Source organism: Nocardia sp. NBC_00403, from assembly GCF_036046055.1.
GTDB lineage: Bacteria > Actinomycetota > Actinomycetes > Mycobacteriales > Mycobacteriaceae > Nocardia.
The window spans coordinates 1,783,159-1,807,128 of sequence record NZ_CP107939.1 but is presented as its reverse complement, the minus strand read 5'-3'; the positions used below and the strand labels follow the sequence as shown (position 1 = coordinate 1,807,128).

The following is a 23,970-nucleotide window of genomic DNA, read 5'->3' as shown; positions in this document are numbered from 1 at the left end:
AGGAGAATCACCAATGCCAGATTGCCTCGTCGAGAAGCGCGATCACGTCCTCATCGTCACCATGAATCGTCCCGAGGCCCGCAACGCGCTGTCGGGCGAGATGATGGCGATCATGCGCGACGCCTGGGATCAGGTGGACAACGATCCCGACATCCGGGTCGCGATCCTGACCGGCGCGGGCGGCGCGTTCTGCGCGGGCGCGGATCTGAAGGCGATGACGACCCAGCACCCGGGCGACTCCTTCAAGGGCGGCGGCTGGGATCTGTCGAAGATCGAGGCGCTGCTCAAGGGCCGGCGGCTCACCAAGCCGCTGATCGCGGCGGTCGAGGGTCCTGCCATCGCCGGTGGCACCGAGATCCTGCAGGGCACCGATATCCGGGTTGCCGGCGAGAGCGCGAAATTCGGTGTGTCCGAGGCACGTTGGGGCCTGTTCCCGCTGGGCGGCTCGGCGGTCCGGCTGGTGCGCCAGATTCCCTACACCGTGGCCGCGGACATCCTGCTCACCGGTCGGCACGTCACCGCGGCCGAGGCCAAGGAAATCGGCTTGATCGGGCATGTGGTGCCGGACGGCACCGCGCTGGACAAGGCGCTCGAACTGGCCGCGCAGATCGCGGCCAACGGCCCGCTCGCGGTCCAGGCCATCCTGCGCACCATCCGCGACACCGAGGGCATGCACGAGGAAGAGGCCTTCAAGATCGACGCCGAACTGGGCACGGCGGTCTTCAAGTCGGCCGACGCCAAGGAGGGCCCGAAGGCCTTCGCAGAAAAGCGCAAGCCCACATTCACCGGCAGCTGAACAACGAAAGCAAGCGACCCCCTGCGCATTCCGCGCCGGGGGTCGTTTTCGTTATGGCTCAGTTGCTGCCTGGGTAGTCCATCCAGAACGGCTCCCACTGGTGGCCGTCGGGGTCGATGAACGTGCGGCCGTGCATGCCGACCTGCGCCTCCTGCGCGCGCTTGTCCTCGTTGACCTCCTCGCCGGCCCCGGCGCCCAGTGCCGCGGCGGTGAGCGTGTCGACCTCTTCGGCACTGGACAGTGCGATCGCATACGCGGCGCCGATGGTCGAGACGGTGTCCGAGAGCGGGCGGCTGCTGAAGGTCGGGAAGAACTCCTTGGTCAGCAGCATCAGGCAGATGTTGTCGTCGACCACGATGCAGGCGGCGTTCTCATCGGTGAAGTCCTGGTTCACCTTCCAGCCGAGAGCCTCGTAGAAGTTCTTCGACCGGCCCAGATCAGTGACGGGTAGGTTGATGAAGATCATCTTGCTGCTCATGTTCGGCGTCCTTTTCCTCGGTCCATGCGTGAGCCGTTTTTTCGGTTCACCAGTAGAGACGGGCCGTCGGCCGAGAACTCATCGCTGCCGGGAGTAGTGCGGCCCGCCAACCGGCGTCGACGTGGCTCCGCAACTAGTGATGATGATCTTGATTCGGCAGGCAGACGACGTTCATCGGGTCTGTGATGTGTCGGTGGGCTGTGGCATGGTGACTTCCATGACCGACTTGTCCGGCAATACCGCCGGCCTCGCCCCCGATGTGCTCTCCTCGTTCGAGGGGCACCGGCGGGAGCTGTGCGCATATGCCTACCGAATGCTCGGCTCGTCCTTCGAGGCAGAAGACGCGGTGCAGGAGACCTTCACCCGTGCATGGAAGTCCTACGACTCGTTCGAAGGCCGTGCCAGCCTACGGTCCTGGCTGTACCGGATCGCCACCAATGTCTGCCTGGACATGATCGACGGTCCACAGCGCCGTGCCCGGCCGATGGATCTGTCCGGGCCGTCGCGGCCGGACACCCCGTTGCCCATGGCGCAGCCCGACTACGTCTGGATCGAACCGATCCCCAATGCCCTCGCCTTCGGTTCGGACCCGGCCGAGCACGCGAGCGCGAAGGACACACTGCGGCTGGCGTTCGTCGCCGCCTGTCAGCATCTGCCGGCCACCCAGCGCGCCATCCTGATCATGCGCGAGGTGCTGCGCTTCTCGGCCAGCGAGACCGCCGAGGCCCTCACCATGTCGCCCGCATCGGTGAACAGCGCGCTGCAGCGCGCACGGGCGACCATGTCGAAGGTGCAGCCAACAACCACCGACACCTACGACGAGACCAATGAGGACCAGCGCAAACTGGTCGACAACTTCGTCAAGGCGTTCGAGGCCTACGACATGGACACGCTGACCACCCTGCTGAAAGCGGATGTCGCACTGTCCATGCCCCCGATCGAGCTGTGGATCTCCGGCCCGGAGAACGTGGCCGCGTTCATGCTCGGCACCGGCCAAGCCTGCCGCAACGCCAGGATGGTTCGACTCGAGGGCGCGAACGGCCTCCCTGCCTTCGGCCACTACAAGCCGAGCGAGAAGCCCGGCGTCTGGATGCCGTGGTCGATCACCGTCCTGGAACTCGACGGCGCCACCATCGCCGGTCTCAACTTCTTCCTCGACACCGAAAAGCTGTTCCCCCTCTTCGGCCTGCCCCCCGAACTACGCGAAGAGATCTGACGAACGTAGTCGAATGGTGGTTGCGGACCACCTTCGCAACCACCATTCGACTACCGCCGATGCCGAAACTGCCTGGAACGCAAGCACAGCCAGTCCTCACGCTGGAAGTTGTCGCCTGTCTTCCCAGGCTGCGGAAGAGAAAGCCGGGTACGGCACACGACGTACCCAGCACTGCCCGGAACACCGCTGGGACGCGAGTTTGCTCGTCGAGCGGGGGCACGCTACCCAGCCTTGGCCGTCCAGTTCACGGTGTTGCGTGGGGAGGGTGCGCTCAACTTTTCGGACCCCAGGGCATGCTGTCCAGTTTTGGTTGCACTCCAAGGGTTTTACCGGGCAGTGCTGGGGGCGTCAGGCGGGGTACCCAACTTTCTCTTCCGCAGCCTGGGAAGGCAGGCGCACGGCTTCCAGCGTGAGGACTGGCTGTGGTTGCGTCGCAAGACTTTAGTTATCGAGCGTAGTGAAGCCGACCAGTTCACGGTGTCGGGTTTGGGAGGGTGAGCTCAGCTTTCCGACCCCGGGGCATGCTGTCCAGTTTGGTTGCACTCCAAGGGATTTACTGGGCAGTGCTGGGGGCGTCGGGTGGGGTACCCGACCTTCTCTTCCGCAACTTTGTGAGACAGGCACACGGCTTTCAGCGTGCGGACTAGCTGTGGTGGCGTTCTCGGACCTTATCGACCCCGGCATGCGATCGGTCAGTGCCCGGCCTCGATGGCAGCTGCACCCTGTCGATCTTCACCCTTGTCGATCCGAGCACCGTATTGCAACCGAACACCCCGTGTACCAGGTATCTGGTTGCAACACAGGGTGTTCGGTGCGAAGCGGTGGCTAGGACGCGGCCAGGTAGCTTTCCTTGAGCTTGCGCTTGTAGAGCTTGCCGTTGGGGTCGCGGGGGAGTTCGGGGAGGTAGTCGATCGAGCGTGGCATCTTGTACTTTGCCAATTGTGTTGCGGCGAAGGCGAGTAGCTCGGCGGTGAGGTTGTCGTCGCCCTCGAACCCGTTGGCGGGCTGGACTACGGCTTTCACTTCCTGACCCCAATCGGCATGTGGCAGACCGAAAACCGCCACATCGGCGACCTTCGGGTGGGTGACCAGCACGCTTTCGATTTCGGCGGGATAGATGTTCACGCCGCCGGAGAGAATCAGATCGGATCGACGATCGTGCAGGTAGAGATAGCCGTCCTCATCGAGATGGCCGATGTCGCCGACGGTGAAGAGGTCACCGACTCTCGACTCCTCGGTCTTCTCCTTGGCATGGTGGTACTCGAAGCTCGACGCACCCATCTTCATGTAAACCAGCCCGGTCTCGCCGGCGGGCACTTCGGAGCCGTCTTCCTCGCTGAGCACCTTGATCACCGACCATGGCCAGGCCTTGCCGACCGAGCCGGGCTTGAGCAGCCACTCGGTGCCATTGATCACCGTGCCGCCGCCCTCGGTGGCCGCGTAGTACTCGGTGACCGTCGGGCCCCACCACGCCAGCATCTGCCGCTTGGTCTCCTGCGGACACGGCGCCGCACCGTGCACCATGCTGCGCAGCGAAGAAACGTCGTATTTGGCGCGCACCTCCTCCGGCAGTGCGAGCAGCCGGTGGAACTGGGTCGGCACCATGTGGCTGTGGGTCACCCGATGCTTCTCGATGAGCCGCAACATCTCCTCGGCGTCCCAACGATCCATCAGAACAACCTTGTGTCCCAGCTGAATCGAGATGGTCGCCCAGTTCAGCACCGCGGTGTGATAGAGCGGCGAGCCGCAGATGTGCACGTGGTTGTCGTAGGGCGCGAGTTCGAACAGCCCGAAGAACGCATTCGTGTGCGGTGGAACGACATCCGGATCGGCGCCGGTCAAAGGGCGGCGAACGCCCTTGGGACGCCCCGTTGTTCCCGAGGTGTAGAGCATCGGCGCACCGGTGGTCCGGTTGTCGGGCCTGCCGGTGTCGGCCGCGCCGAGCCAGGCCACCGACTTGAAGCCCTCGATCTCACCCACCGCGAAGCGTGCCGACGCCGGCAGCCCGGCCTCGTCGGCCGCGGCGATCGCGGCCGCGGCGAACCGGTCGCTGGCGATGAACGCCTTTGCCTCGCTGTCGGAGAGGATGTAGGCGACCTCGGGTCCGGTCAGGTGCCAGTTCACCGCCACGATGTACAGCCCGGCCTGGTACGCCGCGAAGTAGGCGGCGACCGCCTCGACGCAGTTGTGCACCATGCTGACGAGCACGTCGCCGGGCTGTAGGCCCAGCGCCCGCAGGCCGGTGCCGTATCGATTGGCCAGCGTGGCCAATTCGCGATACGTCACCTCGCGGCCGACCGGGTCGACCAAGGCGATCCGATCGGGTTCCGCTTTCGCGATATTCCAGAAACCGAGAATTTCTACTGACTCCTGCGTCGTCACCCCTACGAATCTAGAACGTGTTCTACATCTGTACAAGGGGTGCGAGCCGATGCAATTGCTCGATATCTGGAACAGACACCAGCATCTCGGTGACACCGGCCGCTTCCCACACCCCGAGTTGCTTACGAACATGCTCCTCGTCGCCGATGATCGCGGTGTCCAGAATCAGCTCGTCCGGGACCAACGCCGCCGCCTCCGCCTTCTTGCCCGCCTGGAAGAGCCTGCCGATCTCGTCGACCTCGCGTTCGTACCCCATCCGCCGGTACACCTGCGCGTGGAAGTTCATCTCCGGCGCGCCCATTCCGCCGATATAGAGCGCCATGATCCAGCGCATCCGCTCGATCTCGCTCTTGGCATCGTCGGTCAGCACCACCTGGCAGCTCGCGGCGATCTCGAAGTCCGCCCGCGAACGCCGCGCGCCCGCCCTGGCGAAACCCTCGTCGAGCCAGTCGTTGTACATCCCGGCCAGCCGCGGCGCGTAGTAGATCGCCAGCCAGCCGTCGGCGATCTCGGCCGTCAGCGCCACATTCTTCGGGCCTTCCGCGCCGAGCCAGATCGGCAAATCCGCTCGTAGCGGATGCACGATCGGCTTGAGCGGCTTGCCGAGCCCGGTCGAACCCGGGCCCGTGTACGGCAGCGGGTACTGCGGTCCGGCATTGGTGACCGGGGCCTGCCGCGCCAGCACCTGACGAACGATCCCGACGTACTCCCTGGTGCGCTGCAACGGCTTGGCGAACGGCTGGCCGTACCAACCCTCCACCACCTGCGGACCGGAGACGCCGAGGCCGAGGATCGCCCTGCCGCCGCTGAGATGGTCCAGTGTCAGCGCATGCATGGCGGTCGCGGCGGGCGTACGCGCCGACATCTGCACCACCGAGGTGCCCAGCCGCACCCGCTGCGTCGAGGATCCCCACCACATCAGCGGGCCGAAGGCGTCCGACCCCCAGGATTCGGCGGCGAATACGGCGTCGAACCCGGCCGCCTCGGCGGCCATCACCAACTCACCGGCATTCTGCGGTGGTTGTGCCATCCAGTACCCGAGTTGCAATCCGAACTTCACCATCGACCTCTTTCCAGCCAACTTCTTGCCAGCAGAATAAGAACCTGTTCTACTCGACATTGTGACTCAGGGGAATACTGCATCCGGCACAATCGCGAATGAGAGAGGGTCGGAATTGAACACTGCGTCGCGCAGCGACTCCATCGAGGGTAGCGGTGGGCGCACCGTGCCCGACGTACTCAGCGCGCCCCTTCGGGTGCGATTCGACTACACCCGATCGGTCGGACCGACGATCGGCAACTTCCTGACCAAGCTGCGCAGCCGCAAGATCGTCGGCGTACGCGGTTCGGACGGGCGGGTGCTCGTGCCGCCACCGGAATACGATCCGATCACCTCCGCGCCGCTCACCGAGTTCGTCGATGTGGCCGACACCGGCACTGTCGAATCGTGGACCTGGGTGCACGATCCACTGCCCGGACAACCCTTCGATCGCCCCTTCGCGTGGGCGCTGATCAAACTCGACGGCGCGGACACCACCCTGCTGCACGCCGTCGACGTGGCCGAGCCCGGTGCCATCCACACCGGCCAGCGCGTCGTCGCCAGGTGGGCGACCGAGACCGCGGGCAGCATCAAGGACATCGCATGCTTCGAGCCGGGCGAAACATCGCACGCGCCGGCGGAAGCCGTCGACGATGGCGAGCCGATCACGGTGATCACCACTCCCGTGGACCTGGATTACAAACACACCGCCTCGCCGCAGGAGACCATCTACCTGCGCGGGCTGGCCGAAGGCAAGCTGCTCGGCGGGCGGACCGACGCCGCGGGCAAGGTGTACTTCCCGCCGCGCGGCGCCAACCCGACCGACGGCAGGCCGACCGACGACATCGTCGAGCTGCCCGACCGCGGCACCGTCACCACCTTCTGCATCGTGAACGTGCCGTTCCTCGGTCAGCGGATCAAGCCGCCGTACGTGGCGGCCTATGTGCTGCTCGACGGCGCCGACATCCCGGTCCTGCACCTCGTCCTCGGCTGCGAGGCCAGCGAAGTGCGGATGGGCATGCGGGTTGAGGCCGTGTGGAAGCCGCGCGAGGAATGGGGCTACGGGCTGGAGAACGTGGACCACTTCCGTCCCACCGGCGAGCCGGACGCCGAATACGACACCTACTCCCATCACCTCTAGAGAGGCCCACGTGACCGACAACGCCACCGACATCGCGGTCGTGGGATTCGCCCACGCACCGCACGTCCCGGAAACCTTCGGCACTACCAACGGTGTCGAGATGCTGGTGCCCATTTTCCAGCAGCTCTACTCCGACCTCGGCATCACCAAGTCCGATATCGACTTCTGGTGCTCCGGCTCCTCCGATTATCTGGCCGGACGGGCCTTCTCGTTCATTTCGGCGATCGACGCCATCGGCGCGGTACCGCCGATCAACGAATCCCATGTCGAGATGGACGCCGCATGGGCGCTCTACGAGGCGTTCGTGAAACTGCGCTCGGGGCAGGCGAAGACCGCACTGGTGTACGGCTTCGGCAAGTCTTCGGCGGGCACGCTGCGGCAGATCCTCACCATGCAGCTCGATCCCTATCTGGTCGCCCCGCTGTGGCCGGACTCGCTGTCCATCGCGGGCCTACAGGCGCGCGCCGGACTCGATGCCGGTCGCTGGACCGAGCGCGATATGGCCGCCGTGGCGGCGGGCGCTGCCGGCGACATCGAAAGTCTGCTCGACACACCGTATGTCGCAGACCCGCTGCGCGCACATGACGTCGCACCCATCACCGACGGTGCGGCGGCGATCGTGCTCGCCGTCGGCGACCGGGCCCGCGAGCTCTGCGCGCGTCCGGCCTGGATCTCCGGCATGGCGCACCGCGTCGACACGCCTCAGCTCGGCGCCCGCGATCTGACCGTCTCCCCCTCGACTTCGGCTGCCGCCCATGCGGTTACCGGCGGTGACACCAGCGGCTTCGACATTGCCGAGCTGCATGCGCCGTTCAGTCACCAGCAGCTGATCCTCGCCGAGGCGATCGGCCTGAAGCCCGAGACCACGGTGAACCCCTCGGGTGGCGCATTGGCGGCCAACCCGATGTTCGCCGCAGGCCTGGAGCGGATCGGCTTCGCGGCCGAGGCCATCATGGCGGGCACCGCGAATCGCGCACTCGCCCACGCCACCAGCGGCCCCGTGCTGCAGCAGAATCTTGTGACCGTTTTGGAGACTCGATGACACTCCCCGCTGCGGTGCTCGGCACCGGACAAACCCATCACGTGACGAAACGGACCGACGTGTCCATGGCGGGCATGTGTCGCGAGGCAATCGATCGCGCGCTCGAGGATTCGGGCCTCACCATCGCCGATATCGATGCGGTCGTGGTCGGCAAGGCACCCGATCTGTTCGAGGGCGTCATGATGCCCGAGCTGTATCTCGCGGATGCGTTGGGCGCCACCGGAAAACCACTGCTGCGCGTGCACACCGCAGGCTCGGTCGGCGGCTCGACCGGCGTGGTCGCCGCGAACCTCGTGCAGGCCGGCGTGCACAAGCGCGTGCTCGCGATCGCCTGGGAGAAGCAGTCGGAATCGAATGCCATGTGGGCGTTGTCGATTCCGGTCCCGTTCACCATGCCGGTCGGCGCGGGTGCGGGCGGGTATTTCGCGCCGCACGTCCGTTCCTACATTCGCCGTTCGAACGCGCCCGGACACATCGGCGCGATGGTGGCGGTGAAGGATCGCCGCAACGGTGCGAAGAATCCGCTCGCGCACCTGCATCAGCCGGATATCACGCTGGAGAAGGTGCTCGCATCGCAAATGCTGTGGGACCCCATCCGCTTCGACGAAACCTGCCCGTCGTCGGATGGCGCCTGCGCGGTGGTGATCGGCGACGAGGAAGCAGCGACCGCCGTCGAAGCCACGGGCAAGAAGGTGGCATGGGTGCACGGCACCGCGATGCGCACCGAACCGACCACTTTCGCCGGGCGCGATCAGGTGAACCCGCAGGCAGGCCAGGACGCGGCCGCCGCGCTGTGGAAGGCGGCAGGCATCACCGACCCGCTCGCCGAAATCGATGTCGCCGAAATCTATGTGCCCTTCTCGTGGTTCGAGCCGATGTGGCTGGAGAACCTCGGCTTCGTGCCGCCTGGCGACGGCTGGAAGCTCACCGACAAGGGTGAGACCGAAATCGGCGGCACACTGCCGGTCAACCCCTCCGGTGGGGTGCTCTCCTCGAATCCGATCGGCGCGTCCGGGCTCATCCGCTTCGCCGAGGCCGCCAAGCAGGTGATGGGCCGGGCCGGGGCCTATCAGGTCGACAATGCCAAGAAGGCGCTCGGCCACGCGTATGGCGGTGGCTCGCAGTACTTCTCGATGTGGGTGGTCGGGTCGGAGCGCCGATGAGCACCGCACCGATGAAATTCACCCTCGGCATCGCACTGAGTCCGCTGGAGCAGCTCCCCGAACTGGCGAAGACGGCGGAGGAATGCGGCTTCGCCTCGATCGCCCTGCCCGACTCGCTGTTCTACATGAAGTCCGCGTCGGCGAAGTACCCCTACACCGCCGACGGCAGCCGCTTCTGGGGACCGGAGACGCCCTGGGTCGACCCGCTCATCGGTGCGACCGCGATGGCGGCGGTGACCAGCCGGATCCGCTTCTACACCAACGTGCTCAAGCTGGGTTCGCGCAACCCGCTGTTGCTGGCCAGGCAGGTCGGCTCGGTAGCCAACCTGTCGGCCAATCGGTTCGGTTTCGGCGTCGGGATCGGCTGGGCGCCAGAGGAATTCGAGTGGTGCGGGGTGCCTTACGCCCGCCGCGGCGCACGGGTGGACGAGATGATCGAGGTTATCAAGCTGGTCCTCGGCGGCGGCATGGTCGAATTCCACGGCGAGTTCTTCGACTTCGATCCACTACAGATCAGCCCGGCGCCGACCGAGCCGGTGCCGTTCTACATCGGTGGACACACCGAGCCCGCGCTGCGGCGTGCCGCCCGGGTCGGCGACGGCTGGACCTCGGCCATGATGACCTACGACGAGCTATGCCTGACCATCGGCAAGCTCGAAGCGCTGCGTGCCGAATTCGGCTGTGCGGCAGAGCCATTCGAGATCCAAGCGGTATGCATCGACCGATACGGGCGCACCGGATACCAGGATCTGGCCGATGCCGGGGTCACCGACGCGATCGTCGTTCCGTGGCTGGCCGACGGCATCGGCTTCGACGGCGAACTCGCGGCCAAGCAGGACTCGCTGCGCCGCTTCGCCGCGAAGAATATCGAGGAACCCATCGTCGCGAAGGCAGGCGTATGACCACTACCGAACATCCAGCACGGGCCGCCGGACTCGCCTCGCAAGCCGCGGTGCGAGCCAGGGACAAGCAGGCGTGGGTCGCGCTGTTCGCCGAGGACGGCATCGTCGAAGATCCGGTCGGCCCTTCGGGTTTCGATCCCGAGGGCAAGGGCCACCGAGGTAAGGAAGCCATCGCGGCGTTCTGGGACATGGCGATCGCGAAGACCGATTCCATCGAGTTCCTGTTCGGCGATTCTTTCGCCTGCGGCAACGAGATCGCCTTCACCGGCACCATTCGCTCCACGCTCGGTGGCCATCACATCGATGCCGAAGGCGTGTTCACCTACAAGGTGGACGGAACGGGCAAAATCGCTGCGCTGCGGGCTTTCTGGGAGGTCGACCGCGCTATGGCGACCGCTGAGCCCGTCGGCTGAGTTCGCCGCCCCTCGGGGCAGCACGACAAAGGGCCCTCGCACCGGCACAGGAACTGCGGTTGCGAGGGCCCTTTGTCGTCGTCAGTGCGCGACCGGGCAGCCGCCCGAGGTGTTGTAGTCGACCGTGAACTCCTTGACACCGTTGAGCCAGCCGGAACGCAGGCGCTTCGGGTCACCCAGCCTGGTGATGTCGGGCATGTAGTCGGCAATGGCGTTGAAGATCAGATCCACCTCCATCCGCGCGAGGTTCGCGCCGACGCAGAAGTGCGCGCCGGTGCCACCGAAAGACAAGTGCTGGTTGTTCTTTCGGGTGATATCGAACTTCTCCGGGTGCTCGAACACATCCTCGTCGAAGTTGGCCGAGCGGTAGAGCATGACCACCCGCTGGCCCTTCTTGATCTGCACTCCCCCGAGTTCGGTGTCCTCGAGCGCGGTCCGCTGGAACGAGGTGACCGGTGTCGCCCACCGGATGATCTCGTCGGCGGCGGTGGCCGGGCGCTCTTTCTTGAACAGCTCCCACTGGTCCGGGTTCTCCAGGAAGGCCGCCATGCCGTGGGTGATCGCGTTACGGGTCGTCTCATTGCCCGCCACGGCCAGCATGATCACGAAGAAGCCGAACTCCTCCGGCGTCAGTTCGTCGCCGTCGACATCCGCCTCGATCAATTTGGTGACGATGTCGTCGGCCGGACATTCTTTGCGAGCCGCGGCCATCTGGTAGGCGTAGCCGAGCACCTCGGTGGACGCCGCGACCGGGTCGGCCTCGTTCTCCGGATCGTCGTACCCGGTCATATCGTTCGACCAGGTGAACACCTTCATGCGGTCTTCCTGCGGGATGCCGATGAGCTCGGCGATGGCCTGCAGCGGCAGTTCGGAGGCGACCTGGGTGACGAAGTCGCCGGATCCGGACGCCACCGCCGCCTGCACGATCGACTCGGCCCTGGCCTTGAGTTCCGCGCGCAGCCCGTTGATCACGCGCGGGGTGAAGCCACGCGAGATGATCTTGCGGAGTTTGGTGTGCTGCGGCGCGTCCATATTGAGCATGACGAACCGCTGCAGTTCGATCGCCTCGCGGGTGATCTCGTCATTGAAGCGCGGGATCGCGGTGTTCTCGAACGAGGAGAACACATCGCTGCGCCGCGAGACTTCCTTGACTTCGGCGTGCTTGCTGACGACCCAGAAGCCGTCGTCATGGAATCCACCCTTCTCGGGTGATTTCGGATTCCACCAGACCGGGGCGGTCCGGCGCAGTTCCGCGTACTCCTCGACCGGAACACGCTCGGCGTAAATGTCCGGGTCTGTGACGTCGAACCCGTCCGGCAGATTGGGCCGGGCATTCCGAGGGTCAACCACCAGATGTCTCCTTCGACAAACTGAAACACGTTCTACAATCATTGAAGCATAGGCTGGATATCGAGGGAAGAACTGGAGAGATCCACCTATCGCTAACGTGGACACACGTTTCAGTTTTCTGTCCCAACGGAAAGGTTGGTCATGGGCACACCAGTAATCGTCGAGGCCGCTCGCACCCCGATCGGCAAGCGCGGCGGCTGGCTCGCGGGCCTGCACGCCGCCGAACTGCTCGGCCTCGCGCAGCGCGGGTTGCTCGAGAAGGCGCACCTGGACCCCGCCCTTGTCGAGCAGGTCATCGGCGGCTGCGTCACCCAGGCGGGCGAGCAGTCCAACAACATCACCCGGGTCGCCTGGCTGCATGCCGGCCTGCCGTGGCAGGTCGGGGCCACCACCATCGATACGCAGTGCGGTTCGGCCCAGCAGGCCAATCATCTGATCGCCGGGCTCATCGCGACCGATGCCATCGACATCGGCATGGCCTGCGGCGTGGAAGCCATGAGCCGAGTTCCCTTGGGCGCCAACGTCGGCACGAACGCGGGCCCGCGCAGGCCCGCGTCATGGAGCATCGATCTGCCCAACCAGTTCGAGGCGGCCGAACGTATTGCCAAGCGGCGTGGCATCACTCGCGACGATGTCGACGCGCTCGGCGTCCGCTCGCAGCAGCGCGCCGCACAGGCCTGGGCCGAGGGCCGCTTCGATCGCGAGGTGCTTTCGGTGGCCGCACCCGCCGTCGACAAGGAAGGCAACCTCACCGGCGAGAAGCTCGAGGTGACCAAGGACCAGGGCCTGCGCGACACCAACCTGGAAAGCCTCGCCAAGCTGAAGCCGGTGCTCGAAGGCGGCATCCACACCGCGGGTACGTCGTCACAGATCTCCGACGGCGCGGCCGCGGTGCTGCTGATGGACGAAAAGGCCGCGCAGCGAGCGGGATTGCGGCCGCGCGCCCGGATTGTCACGCAAGTCGTGGTCGGCGCCGAGCCCGAGTTCCATCTCGACGGCCCAGTTCAGGCCTGCACCCGGCTGCTCGAGCGGTCGGGCATGAATATCGGTGACATCGATCTATTCGAGATCAATGAAGCATTCGCGTCGGTCGCACTTTCGTGGGCATCTGTACACAATCCGGACATGGACCGGGTTAATGTCAACGGCGGCGCGATCGCACTGGGGCACCCGGTCGGCTCCACCGGATCTCGGCTCATCACAACGGCTTTGCATGAACTGGAGCGCACCGGGGGTAGTACGGCGATGGTGCTCATGTGCGCGGGTGGCGCACTGGCGACAGGCACGATCATCGAGCGGTTGTAGGAGTCGTCAACCAATTCCCCACGATTGGTTGAACGTTCATCCCAGAGCCGCCAAAACGTGTCGTACGCCACACAAAGATCACCGCGGTCAAGTAGATGAGACGTCAGCTATCTTTAGGCTATCATCGATCTGCGGGGCGAGACCCCTGCGACGGGCCAGAACCGGAGAACACCACCCCTTCGCAAGAGCCGTTGGGGTGACCCGCAAACGCAACGGTCGCAGTCACTTCGCCGCAGCTGGACCTAGAAGCTTCAAGGAAATCCTGAATCAGGCGTAGGTTTTCAGTTACTGAGCCGCTAATATCAATGATACGTATCCGAGATAACGACTGTTAGTACAGCGAAGGGAATTGGGCGGCTCACAATGGCTGATTTCGCGGCGCGGCTGAACAAGCTGTTCGAAACCGTGCATCCCCCGGGGCGCAAGCCGCACACCAACGCGGAGGTTGCGGCTGCGCTGACAGCCTCCGGGCATCCGATCTCGAAACCGTACCTCTCGCAGTTGCGGTCGGGTCAGCGGACGAACCCGTCGGACGAAACGGTGGCTGCACTGGCCAAGTTCTTCAAGGTCAAGCCGGACTACTTCTTCAACGACATCTATGCCGCCAAGATCGATCACGATCTGGAGTTGTTGTCCCAGCTGCAGGGCTATGGACTGCGGCGGTTGTCGAGTAGAGCGTTCGACCTGTCCGAAGAATCACAGAACCTCCTCACCTCCATGGCGGAGAAGTTGCGAGCAAGCGAAGGCTTGCCCGAAATTCCTCCGGACGGTACCGAATAGGTTCTCCTAGAGTGCAGTACGGTGCGACCTTCGGGTCGCACCGTACTGCGTCATGGGTCGGGTGCCCCAAAAGTTATGGGCTGGCGGAGAGCGCGGGGGTGGGTTATCGGCGTCCCCGCGACTTACCCATGCGTGTACGAAATCAGTTGATCGGATACCGAGTGGGCATACACGAATCCGGCTCGGCGATCGCCGAGCCGGATTCGTTGTTGTGTCAGGGGATTCAATACGGGGTGTTCACGAAGAATGCCTCGAGATGATCAGCATTGCGGCGAGTTGATCAATTCCAGGCGTGGACGGGAGTTGACGCCTCATAGGCGCGAGCGATGGTCTGGACCCAACCGCGCGGACTGATTCCCTCGGGCGGAGCAATCCACCGCGCGTCTACTGCTACCTCGCCCAATGGATTACGTACCCATTCCGCGACGCGGTCCGCGCGCTCGACCGGTGACGACGGCGATGGGCCCGCGGCGATCAGCTCGACACCGCCACCCGACTGCAGATACAGCGCGTCCATGATCTGCGCCACCTGATCGGACGCCTCGAGCTGCGTGGAAGAACTCGCCTGCTCGTGCGCGATCACCTCGGGAAACCAATCGATCATAGTGAGCCGAACCGAGCGCCGCCGAACCGAGTGCGGCGGAACCGACTGCCGCAGAACCAGTTCCGATAGCAGCCGAACCGGTGCCGAGCGCGGCGGAGCCGATCCCGACAACGGCGGAACCGCCGGAAGCGAACACCACGCCCCCGAAGGTGGATCTCTATAACGCCACCACAGCCAGTCCGCACGCCGGAAGCTGTGTGCCTGCCTACTCAGGTTGCGGAAGAGAAAGCCGGGTACGGCACACGATGTGCCCGGCACTGCCCTGATAACCATCCCAACGCAACGTGCGCACCCGAACCGGGCCCGAGCGGGGTGCGTTGCGGGAACGAACCCACCACGATGCCGTCCCGGAAAGGTGTGCCTGCCCGGGGTTTACCGGGCAGTGCTGGGCCCGTCGGGTGCCGTCCCCGGCTTACCTCCCGCAGCCAGGTGCGCGGTGTCGAGTTCCGGCGTGGTCATCTGGCTGTGGTGCCGTTCTCGAGAACCCATTCTCGAGAACGGGGTGAAATGGTGGTTGGGGGTGGGGGGTTGGAACCACCATTTCACTGCGCTCGGCGTTGGCTGGCTGGGGTGGGTGGGTGGGTGGGTGTCACTGTGACGCCACACGCGGCGGCTGAGGCTACGAGGCCCGGCTGGGCGTGCGCCTCAGGTGCGCCGTGCGTCTCGGCTGGTTGGGCGCGCGCTGTTCAGAGTCGGTTCGCGCGCGCAGTCGGGGGCAGGCAATGCTCAGGCGCCGTATACGGGCTCCGCCGGAATTGCCTTGGCGATCAGGTCGGCGACTACGGGGCCTAGTTCCGCGGGGGTCCAGCGGGCGCCGCGGTCAACGGCGACGCCGTGGCGCCAGCCGTCGGCTAGGGCCACTTTGCCGCCTTCGACCTCGAACATGCGGCCGGTGACGCCTGCGGACTGCGGGCTGCCGAGCCAAACGACCAAGGGGGAGATGTTCCCGGGGGCCATTGCGTCGAAGCCGTCTTCGGGGGCCGTCATGGTTTCGGCGAAAACGGTTTCGGTCATTCGGGTGCGGGCGGCCGGTGCGATGGCGTTCACCGTGACGCCGTAGCGGGCGAATTCGGCGGACGCGGTCAAGGTGAGGCCCGCGATGCCCGCCTTGGCCGCGCCGTAGTTGCCCTGGCCGACGCTGCCCTGGAGGCCGGCGCCCGAGCTGGTGTTGATGATGCGGGCGTCGACGGGGCGACCTGCCTTGGATTCGCCACGCCAGTATTCGATCGCGTGCCGCATGGTCGCAAAGTGGCCCTTGAGGTGGACCCGGATGACCGCGTCCCATTCGTCCTCGCCGAGGTTGACCAGCATGCGGTCACGCACGAAGCCCGCGTTGTTGACGAGTACGTCGAGACCGCCGAACGTGTCGACGGCCTGCCGGATGAGATTGCGAGCGCCGTCCCAGTCCGCAATATCGTCGCCGTTGGCGACGGCCTCGCCGCCGAGCGCTTTGATCTCCGCGACCACCTGTTCGGCGGGTGTCTCCGTGGTTTCCGCACCGTCGAGCGCCGAGCCGAGGTCGTTGACCACCACCCGGGCTCCCGCGGCGGCGAAGGCGAGCGCGTGCGCCCTGCCGATGCCACGGCCCGCGCCGGTGACGATGACGGTGCGCCCGGCGCAGATCTGCTCGGTGTCCATACCTGTTGTCCCTCTGTCGTATTTGTCTTGTTAGGTCAGATCTGCCGAGTCAGGCGTCGGCCCGCTGTCCGCCGACCACCGCATTGGACGCCGCAAGGAAAGCGGGCCGCTCCCCGCCACCGTGCACGAGCAACGTCGCGCCGCTGACGTAGGAAGCCAGCGGGGAGGCAAGGAAGGCCGCGCAACGGCCGATGTCGTCGGGCGCGGCCATCCGCCCGAGCGGGATTGTCGCGCCCACCGCGTCGATGCCGTCCTGATCGCCGTAGTGCAACTGGCTCTGTTCGGTCTCGACCGGGCCGACGACCAGCGAATTCACCCGAACCTTCGGCGCCCACTCGACCGCGAGCGAGGCGGTGAGGCTGTCCATGCCCGCTTTCGCGGCCCCGTAGGCGGCAGTGCCGGGCGAGGGCCGGTGCCCGCTCACGCTCGACACCATCACGATCGATCCGCCGCCGGACTGCTGCTGCATCACCGCATTCGCCGCCTGCGAAACAAGCAGCGGCGCAAGCAGATTCAACTCGACAATCTTGGCGTGGAAATTCTTGCTCGCCTCGGCGGCGAGGGCGAACGGTGCGCCGCCGGCATTGTTGATCAGGTGGTCGAGACGACCGTGCCGCTCGACGATCGTGTCGATCAGCGCCTGCACCGAGCCGGCGTCGCGCACATCGCACGGCAGATATTCGATCTCGCGCCCACCGCTGCGCACCGGGTTGTCGGCCGGCCGCCGCGCGCACGCCACCACCGTCGCGCCCGCGGCGAGAAAAGCCTTGCTCACCCCGGCGCCCACCCCGCGCACACCTCCGGTGACCAGAACGACGCTGCCGGCGAGATCGATTTCGAGTGCCACCGTGCTAACCTACCAAGCAACTGCTTGCTTTGCCAATGCGCCGAGCTAATCCGGCACGCACGATGGGATATGCGATGGGGATCAACCGTCACTCCGAATCAACCGGCATCACCGTGGTCACGGTCGACTACCCGCCGGTCAACGCCATACCGTCCGACGGCTGGTTCGCCATTGCCGACGAGATCCGCGCGGCAGGGCGCGACCAAGAGACCAAGGTTGTCGTGCTGCGCGCGGAGAACCGCGGGTTCAACGCCGGTGTCGACATCAAGGAAATGCAGCGCACACCCGGCCATCAGGCACTGATCGACGCCAATCACGGCTGCTACGAGGCGTTCGCGGCGGTCTACGACTGCCCCGTTCCGGTGATCGCGGCGGTACAGGGCTTCTGCCTCGGCGGCGGGATCGGGCTGGTCGGCAATGCCGACGTCGTCATCGCGTCCGACGATGCCACCTTCGGCCTGCCCGAAGTCGACCGCGGCGCGCTCGGCGCGGCCACCCATCTGTCGCGACTGGTGCCGCAGCACCTGATGCGGGCGCTGTTCTACACCGCGAGCACCATCACCGCACAACAGTTGCAGCACTTCGGCTCGGTGTACCAGGTGGTGCCGCGCGCTGAACTCGACGCCGCCGCAATGGAAGTCGCGAAGAACATCGCGACGAAAGACGGCCGGGTGATTCGCGCGGCAAAGCGCGCACTCAACGGCATCGACGTGCAGGACGTGCACCGCAGCTACCGCTTCGAGCAGGGCTTCACCTTCGAGCTGAACCTCGCAGGCGTCGCGGACGAGATCCGCGCCCGCTTCGACGACGACCTGGCGGCGCGCAAGGCAGCAGAGAGCAAGGGGAACTAAGACCATGCGGGACAAGCGAATGTCGCTCGACGAGTTCGTCGGCGAACTGCGCAGCGGAATGACCATCGGCATCGGCGGCTGGGGTTCCCGGCGCAAGCCGATGGCCCTGGTGCGGGCCATTCTGCGCTCGGACATCACCGACCTGACCGTGGTCAGCTACGGCGGACCCGACCTCGGGCTGTTGTGCTCGGCAGGCAAGGTCCGCAAGGCCTACTACGGCTTCGTGTCGCTGGATTCGCCGCCGTTCTACGATCCGTGGTTCTCCAAGGCACGCACGTCCGGTGCGCTGGTGGCGCGGGAAATGGACGAGGGCATGCTCAAGTGCGGGCTGGAAGCGGCCGCCGCGCGACTGCCGTTCCTGCCGATCCGTGCCGGACTCGGGTCCGATGTCCTCAACTTCTGGGACGGCGAACTGCGGACCGTCACCTCCCCGTACGCCGACGCGGACGGCAAGGCCGAGACGCTCGTCGCGATGCCTGCACTGAAACTCGATGCGGCGCTGGTCCATCTGAACATCGGCGACCGGCACGGCAACGCCGGCTACACCGGTGTCGATCCGTACTTCGACGACCTGTACTGCCTGGCCGCCGACCGCCGCTACGTCTCGGTGGAACGCGTAGTCGAAACCGAAGAACTCGTGAAAACCGTTCCGCTGCAATCACTGCTGCTCAACCGGATGATGGTCGACGGCGTCGTCGAGGCGCCCAATGGCGCGCATTTCACCTTGGCGGGCGACAGCTACGGCCGTGACGAGAAGTTCCAGCGCCACTACGTGGAAGCGGCCAAGACGCCCGAAACCTGGCAGCAGTTCGTCGACAAGTATCTGGCCGTCTCCGAAGCGGAGTACCAGGCCGCCGTTCGTGAGTTTGGACAGGAGGCGTCGAAGTGACGAGCACCGAGACCAGCACCAGGGCCGAGATCTGCGCGGTCGCGTGCGCCGAGATATTCAGCGGTGCAGGGGAAATCATGGCGAGCCCGATGTCGCCGATGTCGATCATCGGGGCGCGCCTGGCCAAGCTCACCACCGAGCCGGACTTGCTGCTTTCCGACGGCGAGGCGCTGCTGTTCGCCGACACTCCCCCGATCGGCGGCAAGTCGCCGATCGAGGGCTGGATTCCGTTCCGCAGGGTGTTCGATGTGGTGGCCTCCGGCCGCCGCCATGTGGTGATGGGCGCCAACCAGATCGATCGGTTCGGCAACCAGAACCTGTCGGCCTTCGGCCCATTGCAACAGCCGAGCAGGCAGATGTTCGGGGTGCGCGGCGCGCCGGGCAACACCATCAACCATGCGACGAGCTACTGGGTGTCGCGGCACACGAAGCGGGTCTTCGTCGACACGGTCGACATCGTGTCCGGCGTCGGCTACGACAAGATCGATCCGGCCAATCCGGCGTTCCGGTTCCACCACCTGCACCGGGTGGTCACCAATCTCGGCGTTTTCGATTTCGAGGGCCCCGATCACACCATGCGGGCGCGCAGCCTGCACCCGGGCGTCACCGCTGCCGAGGTCGCCGAGAACACCTCCTTCGAGATCGCGGGACTTGCCGACGCGGGCGAGACCCCGCTGCCCACCGCCGAGCAGCTGCGGTTGATCCGAGATGTGCTCGACCCCAAGAAGGTTCGCGAATCGGAGGTACCGGTATGAGTGAGCCGATCGTGATACAGCGTGCTGCGCGTAGGGCACAGCCCGGCGTCGAGGAGGTGGAGTCATGAGTGGACCATTGCGAACCCCGCTGACCGAACTGGTCGGCATCGAGCACCCGATCGTGCAGACCGGTATGGGCTGGGTGGCGGGCCCGAGTCTGGTGTCGGCCACCGCCAACGCCGGTGGTCTCGGCATTCTCGCCTCGGCGACCATGACCTTCGCGGAGTTGGAAGCGGCGATTGCGAAAACCAAGGCGCAGACCGCTAAACCGTTCGGCGTGAACATCCGCGCCGACGCGACCGACGCAGGCGAGCGCATCGACCTGTTGATCCGCGAGAAGGTGGCGGTCGCATCGTTCGCGCTCGCGCCGAAACAGGACCTCATCGCCAAGCTGAAAGATGCTGGGGTCGTGGTGATTCCGTCGATCGGCGCGGCGAAGCATGCCGTGAAGGTCGCCTCGTGGGGCGCGGACGCGGTGATCGTGCAGGGCGGCGAGGGCGGCGGGCACACCGGCCCGGTCGCCACCACCCTGCTGCTGCCTTCGGTGCTCGACGCCGTGGACATTCCCGTTGTCGCGGCGGGCGGGTTCTTCGACGGGCGCGGCCTGGCCGCCGCCTTGGCCTACGGCGCGGCAGGTGTCGCGATGGGCACCCGTTTCCTGCTCACGCAGGAGAGCACCGTGCCCGATGCGGTCAAGCAGGAGTACCTGGCGAGGCAGCTTCAGGACACAGTGGTCTCCCTCAAGGTCGACGGCATGCCGCACCGGGTGCTGAATACGGAATTGGTGCAGCGCCTGGAGCATTCGGGCCGCTGGCGCGGCCTGGCCGCCGCAGTCTCCAACGCAGCAAAGTTCAAGGGTATGACCGGTATGAAGTGGTCGACCCTGGTCCGTGACGGTCTCGCCATGCGAAAGGCCAAGGACCTCACCTGGTCCCAGGTCGTCATGGCCGCCAACACTCCGATGCTGCTGCGCGCGGGCCTCGTCGAGGGCAATACCCACGCGGGAGTCCTGGCCGCAGGCCAGGTCACCGGCATCATCGACGACCTGCCCACCTGCCAGGAACTCATCGACCGCATCATCGTCGACGCCGTGGCACGAATCGACGCCATCACCGCACTCACCGAGCACCACAAAGTCACTCCGAGCGCGCCCTGACCGAAAGACCCCCTTCGATTGACGAGGGCCGCTCCCGATCCTGCCGTCCGGGGGCGGCCTATTCGTACGTCACGAGTGGCACATCGCTACGGCAACAGCCGGGAAATCCTCTCCACCATGTGCCACTCGGCTGCTGGTCGCGCTCGGTGACGCCGGGCGATCCGGACCCGCCCTGGGTACTTCCGGCAGCCGATGCTCCCCCGCTACTTGGTCGTGAGCCCACATGGAGCTGCCCGAGCGGTGGGTGAACCAGGGCGATCCTGGCATCAAGCGTCAACGCCCGGCACCCACGTTACGAAGACCTCCGAGCAGCCCTGTCCCCATCAGCGTCCGTCGACACCACCAGTACCCGGCGACACCACCCCATCGCATCGAAACGCTCCGGAGCGGTCGCCGCGAGCAGAGCCCTTGCCGCGTAATTCGCCGCTCAGCCGTCGCTTCGACGGTGGCCGCCGCAGCGCACGCCCCTGTGCTCATCACCGCCGCCGACATGCGCGCACAGCGGGCCTCATCGCGGCCGGAAGGTCCGCTCCGCGCCGGAATCCACTGCCGTGCCGACGATCTCACCCAACACCGCCCGTACCGTCGCGACCTGGTCTGCACCCACCCGCGCGACCAGCCTTCGCTCGTACTCGGCGTGGAATTCCCGCACAGCGTCCAGCGTGTCGCGACCCCGGTCCGACAGGCACAGCAGTTTGGCGCGTTTGTCCGCCGGATCCGGGCGCCGCTCCACGTAGCCGTGCCGCACCATTTCGTCGACGATCTTGGCCGCACCCTGCGCGGTGATCCCGAGGCGCTCCCCCAATTGGCTTGCGGTGAGCGCGTTCTCGGACAACGTGCGCAACACGTAGCCGTAGGAGGCGCCCAGCATGCGATGGCCGCGCTCGGCCAGATGCGCGTGCAGCTCCCAGACGAACGCCTGATACGCCTGCCCGAGCAGGACGCCGAAATCCATCCTTGACTCTCCTCCCGGCAATATGTTCAACTCTAGTTGTACACCAGAGTTGAACACCTTGGTTTAATGCTAGGAGTCACAGCATGCCACTCATCAAATCCGCCGACGCACCCATCTTCGACGCTCCCCTCATGACCGCCGTCGGCCTGGCCGCACCCAGCCGCGGCTCCACCGAGAACAGCGTCTGGCGCTTCACCATGCACCCGGGCAATCCCGGCCACGAGCACGCGGTCTCGCGGGAAGAGATCTTTATTGCCCTCGCCGGCAAGGCCCGCGCCACCATCGACGGCGAAACCTACGACTTCCGCGCCGGAGACGCACTGGTGATCCCGGCCCACACCGTCTTCCGAGTGTCCGTGCCAGGCGACGAACCGTTCGAGGCGGTGGCGATCCTGCCGGTGGGCGCCTACGCCCAAACGCCCGGTGGCGACCGAGTGAGCCCACCCTGGGCCCAATAGTCAACGCACACAATCGACTACACAGGAGAGTCATGCCACATATCACCGCCGACCGCGCCCCTCGATTCGAGAACGAACACGCCGCGTTCGTCGGCCTGGCCGCACCCAGCCGCGGGTCCACCGAGAACAGCGCGTGGCGACTCACCATCAAACCGGGCGTCGACGCGCCGGCGCATGCCTTGGATCGCGAGGAGATCTTCATCGCACTGTCCGGCACGATGACCGTCACCCTAGGCGGCGAAATCCTCACCGTGGAAGCCGGAGACGCACTCATCGTGCCCGCACACGAGCTATTCGCCATGTCTAATCCGAGCGATGAACCGTTCGAGGCCGTCGTGATGCTGCCCGTCGGCGGGCAGGGGCTCATTCCCGGTCAGCCGCCAGTCGTCGCACCCTGGGCGCGCTGACCCGCGGTCGCCGGCCGAGTAGCTGTCGAATTCGCGGACTGAACAGGCCTGGCACTCGAGCTACTGCCCGCCGAGCATGCGAATTCCCGCTCGTGCGATGCCGCAGTGAGGTGTTGTTGATCTCGATGGGGCGGAGGTGCGCACAAAGATCGACGCCGCCCCTTGGAATCGGCGCCAAGGGGCGGCCTTCGGTTGCTCAGTAGGCCGGCGGGCTCAGCCCAAGCGTTCGATGATGGTGGCGTTCGCGGTGCCGCCGCCTTCACAGATGGTGAGCAGGCCGTAGCGGCCGTTGACGCGTTCCAGCTCGTTGAGGAGGGTGGCGAAAAGCTTTGCACCGGTGGCGCCGAGCGGATGGCCGAGGGCGATTGCGCCGCCGTTGACATTGACCCGCTCCGGGTCCGCGCCGATCTCCTTCAGCCACGCGAGGACGACCGGCGCGAATGCCTCGTTGATCTCGACCACATCGATGTCCTCGATGGTCAGGCCGGACTTCTCCAGTGCCCACTTGGTCGCCGGGATGGGGCCGGTGAGCATCATGATCGGATCGGCGCCGCGGGCGCTGACGTGGTGGATGCGCGCGCGCGGCTTCAAACCGTATGCCTCGACGGCCCATTCGGAGGCCAGCAGCGTCGCGCTCGCGCCGTCGGAGATCTGGCTGGCGACCGCGGCGGTCAGCGTGCCGCCCTCGGCGAGCACGGGCAGTGACGCCATCTTCTCGAGCGTGGTTTCGCGCGGGCACTGGTCGATCCAGAAGTCACCGACGGGCACGATCTCGTTGTCGAAGCGACCGTTCTTGATGGCATCGCGCGCCCGTTCGTGGCTGCGAAGAGCCCAGCGCTCCATGTCTTCCCGGCTGATGTCCCACTTGTCGGCGATCAGCTGCGCGCCGTTGAACTGCGACACTTCGCCGGTGCCGTAGCGATGATCCCAGCCGGTGGCCCCGACGAAGGGGGAATCGAACCCGTACTCCTTGCCCGCGAGCATCGCCGCCGAGATCGGGATTGCGCTCATGTTCTGCACGCCGCCCGCGACGATCACCTCGGCGGTGCCGCTCATGATGGCCTGGGCGCCGAAATTAATGGCCTGCTGGGAAGATCCGCATTGCCGGTCGACCGTGACGCCGGGGACTTCCTCCGGGTATCCGGCAGTCAGCCACGCCGTACGGCCGATATTGCCCGCCTGCGGGCCGATGTTGTCGACGCAGCCGACGATCACATCGTCTACGACCGCCGGGTCGATCGGGGTGCGGTCCAGCAGTCCGCGCAATGCGGCCGCGCCGAGGTCGGCGGGATGCACGGCGGCCAGTGCGCCGTTGCGCTTGCCGACCGGTGTGCGCACCGCGTCGATCACGTAGGCATCGCGCAGCGGGGCGTAGGGACGGCGGGCAGGTGCAGACATGGAAT

General features: G+C 65.9%; 24 protein-coding genes. 15 read left to right on the top strand and 9 right to left on the bottom strand.

The window, feature by feature from the left end:
- The first annotated feature begins 13 nt into the window (after positions 1-13).
- Entirely contained in the window at positions 14-796 is a 783-nt protein-coding gene (locus tag OHQ90_RS07910) for a crotonase/enoyl-CoA hydratase family protein (protein WP_328408695.1), read from the top strand.
- A gap of 58 nt (positions 797-854) precedes the next feature.
- Here OHQ90_RS07910 and OHQ90_RS07905 read toward each other — a convergent pair whose 3' ends face one another.
- The gene (locus OHQ90_RS07905; RefSeq protein ID WP_328408693.1) at positions 855-1,274 is read right to left on the bottom strand and encodes a VOC family protein; all 420 of its coding nucleotides are present in this window, start codon (positions 1,272-1,274) and stop codon (positions 855-857) included.
- Between the two features lie 217 nt (positions 1,275-1,491).
- Here OHQ90_RS07905 and OHQ90_RS07900 point away from each other — a divergent pair, with 217 nt between their 5' ends.
- Complete coding sequence (locus OHQ90_RS07900; RefSeq protein WP_328408691.1) at positions 1,492-2,490, top strand: sigma-70 family RNA polymerase sigma factor; 999 nt, start codon at positions 1,492-1,494, stop codon at positions 2,488-2,490.
- Between the two features lie 825 nt (positions 2,491-3,315).
- Here OHQ90_RS07900 and OHQ90_RS07895 read toward each other — a convergent pair.
- Together OHQ90_RS07895 and OHQ90_RS07890 are read right to left on the bottom strand one after the other, a co-directional pair.
- Complete coding sequence (locus tag OHQ90_RS07895) at positions 3,316-4,872, bottom strand: acyl-CoA synthetase (RefSeq protein ID WP_328408689.1); 1,557 nt, start codon at positions 4,870-4,872, stop codon at positions 3,316-3,318.
- A gap of 22 nt (positions 4,873-4,894) precedes the next feature.
- Positions 4,895-5,932, bottom strand: a complete 1,038-nt coding sequence (locus OHQ90_RS07890; protein WP_328412683.1) for an LLM class F420-dependent oxidoreductase — start codon at positions 5,930-5,932, stop codon at positions 4,895-4,897.
- A gap of 142 nt (positions 5,933-6,074) precedes the next feature.
- Between OHQ90_RS07890 and OHQ90_RS07885 the strand changes: the two genes are divergently transcribed.
- The 5 genes from OHQ90_RS07885 to OHQ90_RS07865 are packed head-to-tail and all read left to right on the top strand — an operon-like array spanning position 6,075 to position 10,572.
- The gene (locus OHQ90_RS07885) at positions 6,075-7,052 is read left to right on the top strand and encodes a Zn-ribbon domain-containing OB-fold protein (protein ID WP_328412681.1); all 978 of its coding nucleotides are present in this window, start codon (positions 6,075-6,077) and stop codon (positions 7,050-7,052) included.
- 10 nt (positions 7,053-7,062) lie between these two features.
- Entirely contained in the window at positions 7,063-8,094 is a 1,032-nt protein-coding gene (locus OHQ90_RS07880) for a thiolase domain-containing protein (protein WP_328408687.1), read from the top strand.
- Positions 8,091-9,257, top strand: a complete 1,167-nt coding sequence (locus tag OHQ90_RS07875) for a thiolase domain-containing protein (protein ID WP_328408685.1) — start codon at positions 8,091-8,093, stop codon at positions 9,255-9,257. Before OHQ90_RS07880 ends, OHQ90_RS07875 begins: the two co-directional genes overlap by 4 nt.
- A gap of 11 nt (positions 9,258-9,268) precedes the next feature.
- On the top strand, positions 9,269-10,159 hold the full coding sequence (locus OHQ90_RS07870; RefSeq protein WP_328412679.1) for a TIGR03619 family F420-dependent LLM class oxidoreductase: 891 nt from the start codon (positions 9,269-9,271) through the stop codon (positions 10,157-10,159).
- A complete protein-coding gene (locus OHQ90_RS07865; protein WP_328408683.1) occupies positions 10,156-10,572 on the top strand; it encodes a nuclear transport factor 2 family protein in 417 nt (138 codons plus the stop codon). The genes OHQ90_RS07870 and OHQ90_RS07865 overlap by 4 nt, the downstream gene beginning before the upstream one ends.
- Positions 10,573-10,653: 81 nt before the next feature.
- Here OHQ90_RS07865 and OHQ90_RS07860 read toward each other — a convergent pair whose 3' ends face one another.
- Positions 10,654-11,964: a cytochrome P450 gene (locus OHQ90_RS07860; protein WP_328408681.1), complete on the bottom strand. Its 1,311-nt coding sequence runs from the start codon at positions 11,962-11,964 to the stop codon at positions 10,654-10,656.
- Between the two features lie 99 nt (positions 11,965-12,063).
- Here OHQ90_RS07860 and OHQ90_RS07855 point away from each other — a divergent pair, with 99 nt between their 5' ends.
- Complete coding sequence (locus tag OHQ90_RS07855) at positions 12,064-13,227, top strand: steroid 3-ketoacyl-CoA thiolase (RefSeq protein WP_328408679.1); 1,164 nt, start codon at positions 12,064-12,066, stop codon at positions 13,225-13,227.
- Positions 13,228-13,590: 363 nt separating this feature from the next.
- Positions 13,591-14,007, top strand: coding sequence for a helix-turn-helix domain-containing protein (locus tag OHQ90_RS07850; RefSeq protein ID WP_011207048.1), 417 nt, complete (start codon positions 13,591-13,593; stop codon positions 14,005-14,007).
- 280 nt (positions 14,008-14,287) lie between these two features.
- Here the strand turns inward: OHQ90_RS07850 and OHQ90_RS07845 are convergent, their stop codons facing one another.
- The 3 genes from OHQ90_RS07845 to OHQ90_RS07835 form a co-directional block, all read right to left on the bottom strand.
- On the bottom strand, positions 14,288-14,611 hold the full coding sequence (locus OHQ90_RS07845) for a hypothetical protein (RefSeq protein WP_328408677.1): 324 nt from the start codon (positions 14,609-14,611) through the stop codon (positions 14,288-14,290).
- Between the two features lie 726 nt (positions 14,612-15,337).
- Entirely contained in the window at positions 15,338-16,249 is a 912-nt protein-coding gene (locus tag OHQ90_RS07840; protein WP_328408675.1) for an SDR family oxidoreductase, read from the bottom strand.
- Positions 16,250-16,298: 49 nt separating this feature from the next.
- On the bottom strand, positions 16,299-17,096 hold the full coding sequence (locus tag OHQ90_RS07835; protein ID WP_328408673.1) for an SDR family oxidoreductase: 798 nt from the start codon (positions 17,094-17,096) through the stop codon (positions 16,299-16,301).
- 74 nt (positions 17,097-17,170) lie between these two features.
- On the opposite strand from OHQ90_RS07835, the gene OHQ90_RS07830 reads away from it, so the two are divergent.
- The 4 genes from OHQ90_RS07830 to OHQ90_RS07815 all read left to right on the top strand — a co-directional run bounded on the left by OHQ90_RS07830 (position 17,171) and on the right by OHQ90_RS07815 (position 20,747).
- Entirely contained in the window at positions 17,171-17,947 is a 777-nt protein-coding gene (locus OHQ90_RS07830; protein ID WP_328408671.1) for an enoyl-CoA hydratase family protein, read from the top strand.
- Positions 17,948-17,951: 4 nt separating this feature from the next.
- Positions 17,952-18,836, top strand: coding sequence for a CoA transferase subunit A (locus tag OHQ90_RS07825; protein ID WP_328408669.1), 885 nt, complete (start codon positions 17,952-17,954; stop codon positions 18,834-18,836).
- Positions 18,833-19,591 (top strand): CoA-transferase subunit beta, encoded by a 759-nt coding sequence (locus tag OHQ90_RS07820; RefSeq protein WP_328408668.1) that lies wholly within the window; start codon positions 18,833-18,835, stop codon positions 19,589-19,591. Before OHQ90_RS07825 ends, OHQ90_RS07820 begins: the two co-directional genes overlap by 4 nt.
- 64 nt (positions 19,592-19,655) lie before the next feature.
- Entirely contained in the window at positions 19,656-20,747 is a 1,092-nt protein-coding gene (locus tag OHQ90_RS07815) for an NAD(P)H-dependent flavin oxidoreductase (protein WP_328408666.1), read from the top strand.
- A 508-nt stretch (positions 20,748-21,255) separates the two neighbouring features.
- On the opposite strand, the gene OHQ90_RS07810 is transcribed toward OHQ90_RS07815, so the two are convergent.
- The gene (locus OHQ90_RS07810) at positions 21,256-21,702 is read right to left on the bottom strand and encodes a MarR family winged helix-turn-helix transcriptional regulator (protein ID WP_328408664.1); all 447 of its coding nucleotides are present in this window, start codon (positions 21,700-21,702) and stop codon (positions 21,256-21,258) included.
- 83 nt (positions 21,703-21,785) lie between these two features.
- Here OHQ90_RS07810 and OHQ90_RS07805 point away from each other — a divergent pair, with 83 nt between their 5' ends.
- Positions 21,786-22,160 carry a cupin domain-containing protein gene (locus OHQ90_RS07805; protein WP_328408662.1) on the top strand — a complete coding sequence of 125 codons (375 nt, stop codon included), beginning with the start codon at positions 21,786-21,788 and terminating at the stop codon, positions 22,158-22,160.
- A gap of 32 nt (positions 22,161-22,192) precedes the next feature.
- Positions 22,193-22,567, top strand: a complete 375-nt coding sequence (locus OHQ90_RS07800) for a cupin domain-containing protein (protein WP_328408660.1) — start codon at positions 22,193-22,195, stop codon at positions 22,565-22,567.
- Positions 22,568-22,780: 213 nt separating this feature from the next.
- Here OHQ90_RS07800 and OHQ90_RS07795 read toward each other — a convergent pair whose 3' ends face one another.
- On the bottom strand, positions 22,781-23,965 hold the full coding sequence (locus tag OHQ90_RS07795) for an acetyl-CoA C-acetyltransferase (RefSeq protein ID WP_406235800.1): 1,185 nt from the start codon (positions 23,963-23,965) through the stop codon (positions 22,781-22,783).
- Positions 23,966-23,970: the final 5 nt, after the last annotated feature.

Bases quoted from the DNA above. Each gene is read 5' to 3' on its own strand.
- OHQ90_RS07830 (WP_328408671.1), top strand. From the start codon at position 17,171: ATGGGGATCAACCGTCACTCCGAATCAACCGGCATCACCGTGGTCACG.
- OHQ90_RS07825 (WP_328408669.1), top strand. From the start codon at position 17,952: ATGCGGGACAAGCGAATGTCGCTCGACGAGTTCGTCGGCGAACTGCGC.
- OHQ90_RS07875 (WP_328408685.1), top strand. From the start codon at position 8,091: ATGACACTCCCCGCTGCGGTGCTCGGCACCGGACAAACCCATCACGTG.
- OHQ90_RS07845 (WP_328408677.1), bottom strand. From the start codon at position 14,611: ATGATCGATTGGTTTCCCGAGGTGATCGCGCACGAGCAGGCGAGTTCT.
- OHQ90_RS07855 (WP_328408679.1), top strand. From the start codon at position 12,064: ATGGGCACACCAGTAATCGTCGAGGCCGCTCGCACCCCGATCGGCAAG.
- OHQ90_RS07900 (WP_328408691.1), top strand. From the start codon at position 1,492: ATGACCGACTTGTCCGGCAATACCGCCGGCCTCGCCCCCGATGTGCTC.
- OHQ90_RS07850 (WP_011207048.1), top strand. From the start codon at position 13,591: ATGGCTGATTTCGCGGCGCGGCTGAACAAGCTGTTCGAAACCGTGCAT.
- OHQ90_RS07865 (WP_328408683.1), top strand. From the start codon at position 10,156: ATGACCACTACCGAACATCCAGCACGGGCCGCCGGACTCGCCTCGCAA.
- OHQ90_RS07840 (WP_328408675.1), bottom strand. From the start codon at position 16,249: ATGGACACCGAGCAGATCTGCGCCGGGCGCACCGTCATCGTCACCGGC.
- OHQ90_RS07870 (WP_328412679.1), top strand. From the start codon at position 9,269: ATGAAATTCACCCTCGGCATCGCACTGAGTCCGCTGGAGCAGCTCCCC.
- OHQ90_RS07810 (WP_328408664.1), bottom strand. From the start codon at position 21,702: ATGGATTTCGGCGTCCTGCTCGGGCAGGCGTATCAGGCGTTCGTCTGG.
- OHQ90_RS07905 (WP_328408693.1), bottom strand. From the start codon at position 1,274: ATGAGCAGCAAGATGATCTTCATCAACCTACCCGTCACTGATCTGGGC.
- OHQ90_RS07800 (WP_328408660.1), top strand. From the start codon at position 22,193: ATGCCACATATCACCGCCGACCGCGCCCCTCGATTCGAGAACGAACAC.
- OHQ90_RS07910 (WP_328408695.1), top strand. From the start codon at position 14: ATGCCAGATTGCCTCGTCGAGAAGCGCGATCACGTCCTCATCGTCACC.
- OHQ90_RS07805 (WP_328408662.1), top strand. From the start codon at position 21,786: ATGCCACTCATCAAATCCGCCGACGCACCCATCTTCGACGCTCCCCTC.
- OHQ90_RS07815 (WP_328408666.1), top strand. From the start codon at position 19,656: ATGAGTGGACCATTGCGAACCCCGCTGACCGAACTGGTCGGCATCGAG.
- OHQ90_RS07860 (WP_328408681.1), bottom strand. From the start codon at position 11,964: ATGATTGTAGAACGTGTTTCAGTTTGTCGAAGGAGACATCTGGTGGTT.
- OHQ90_RS07795 (WP_406235800.1), bottom strand. From the start codon at position 23,965: ATGTCTGCACCTGCCCGCCGTCCCTACGCCCCGCTGCGCGATGCCTAC.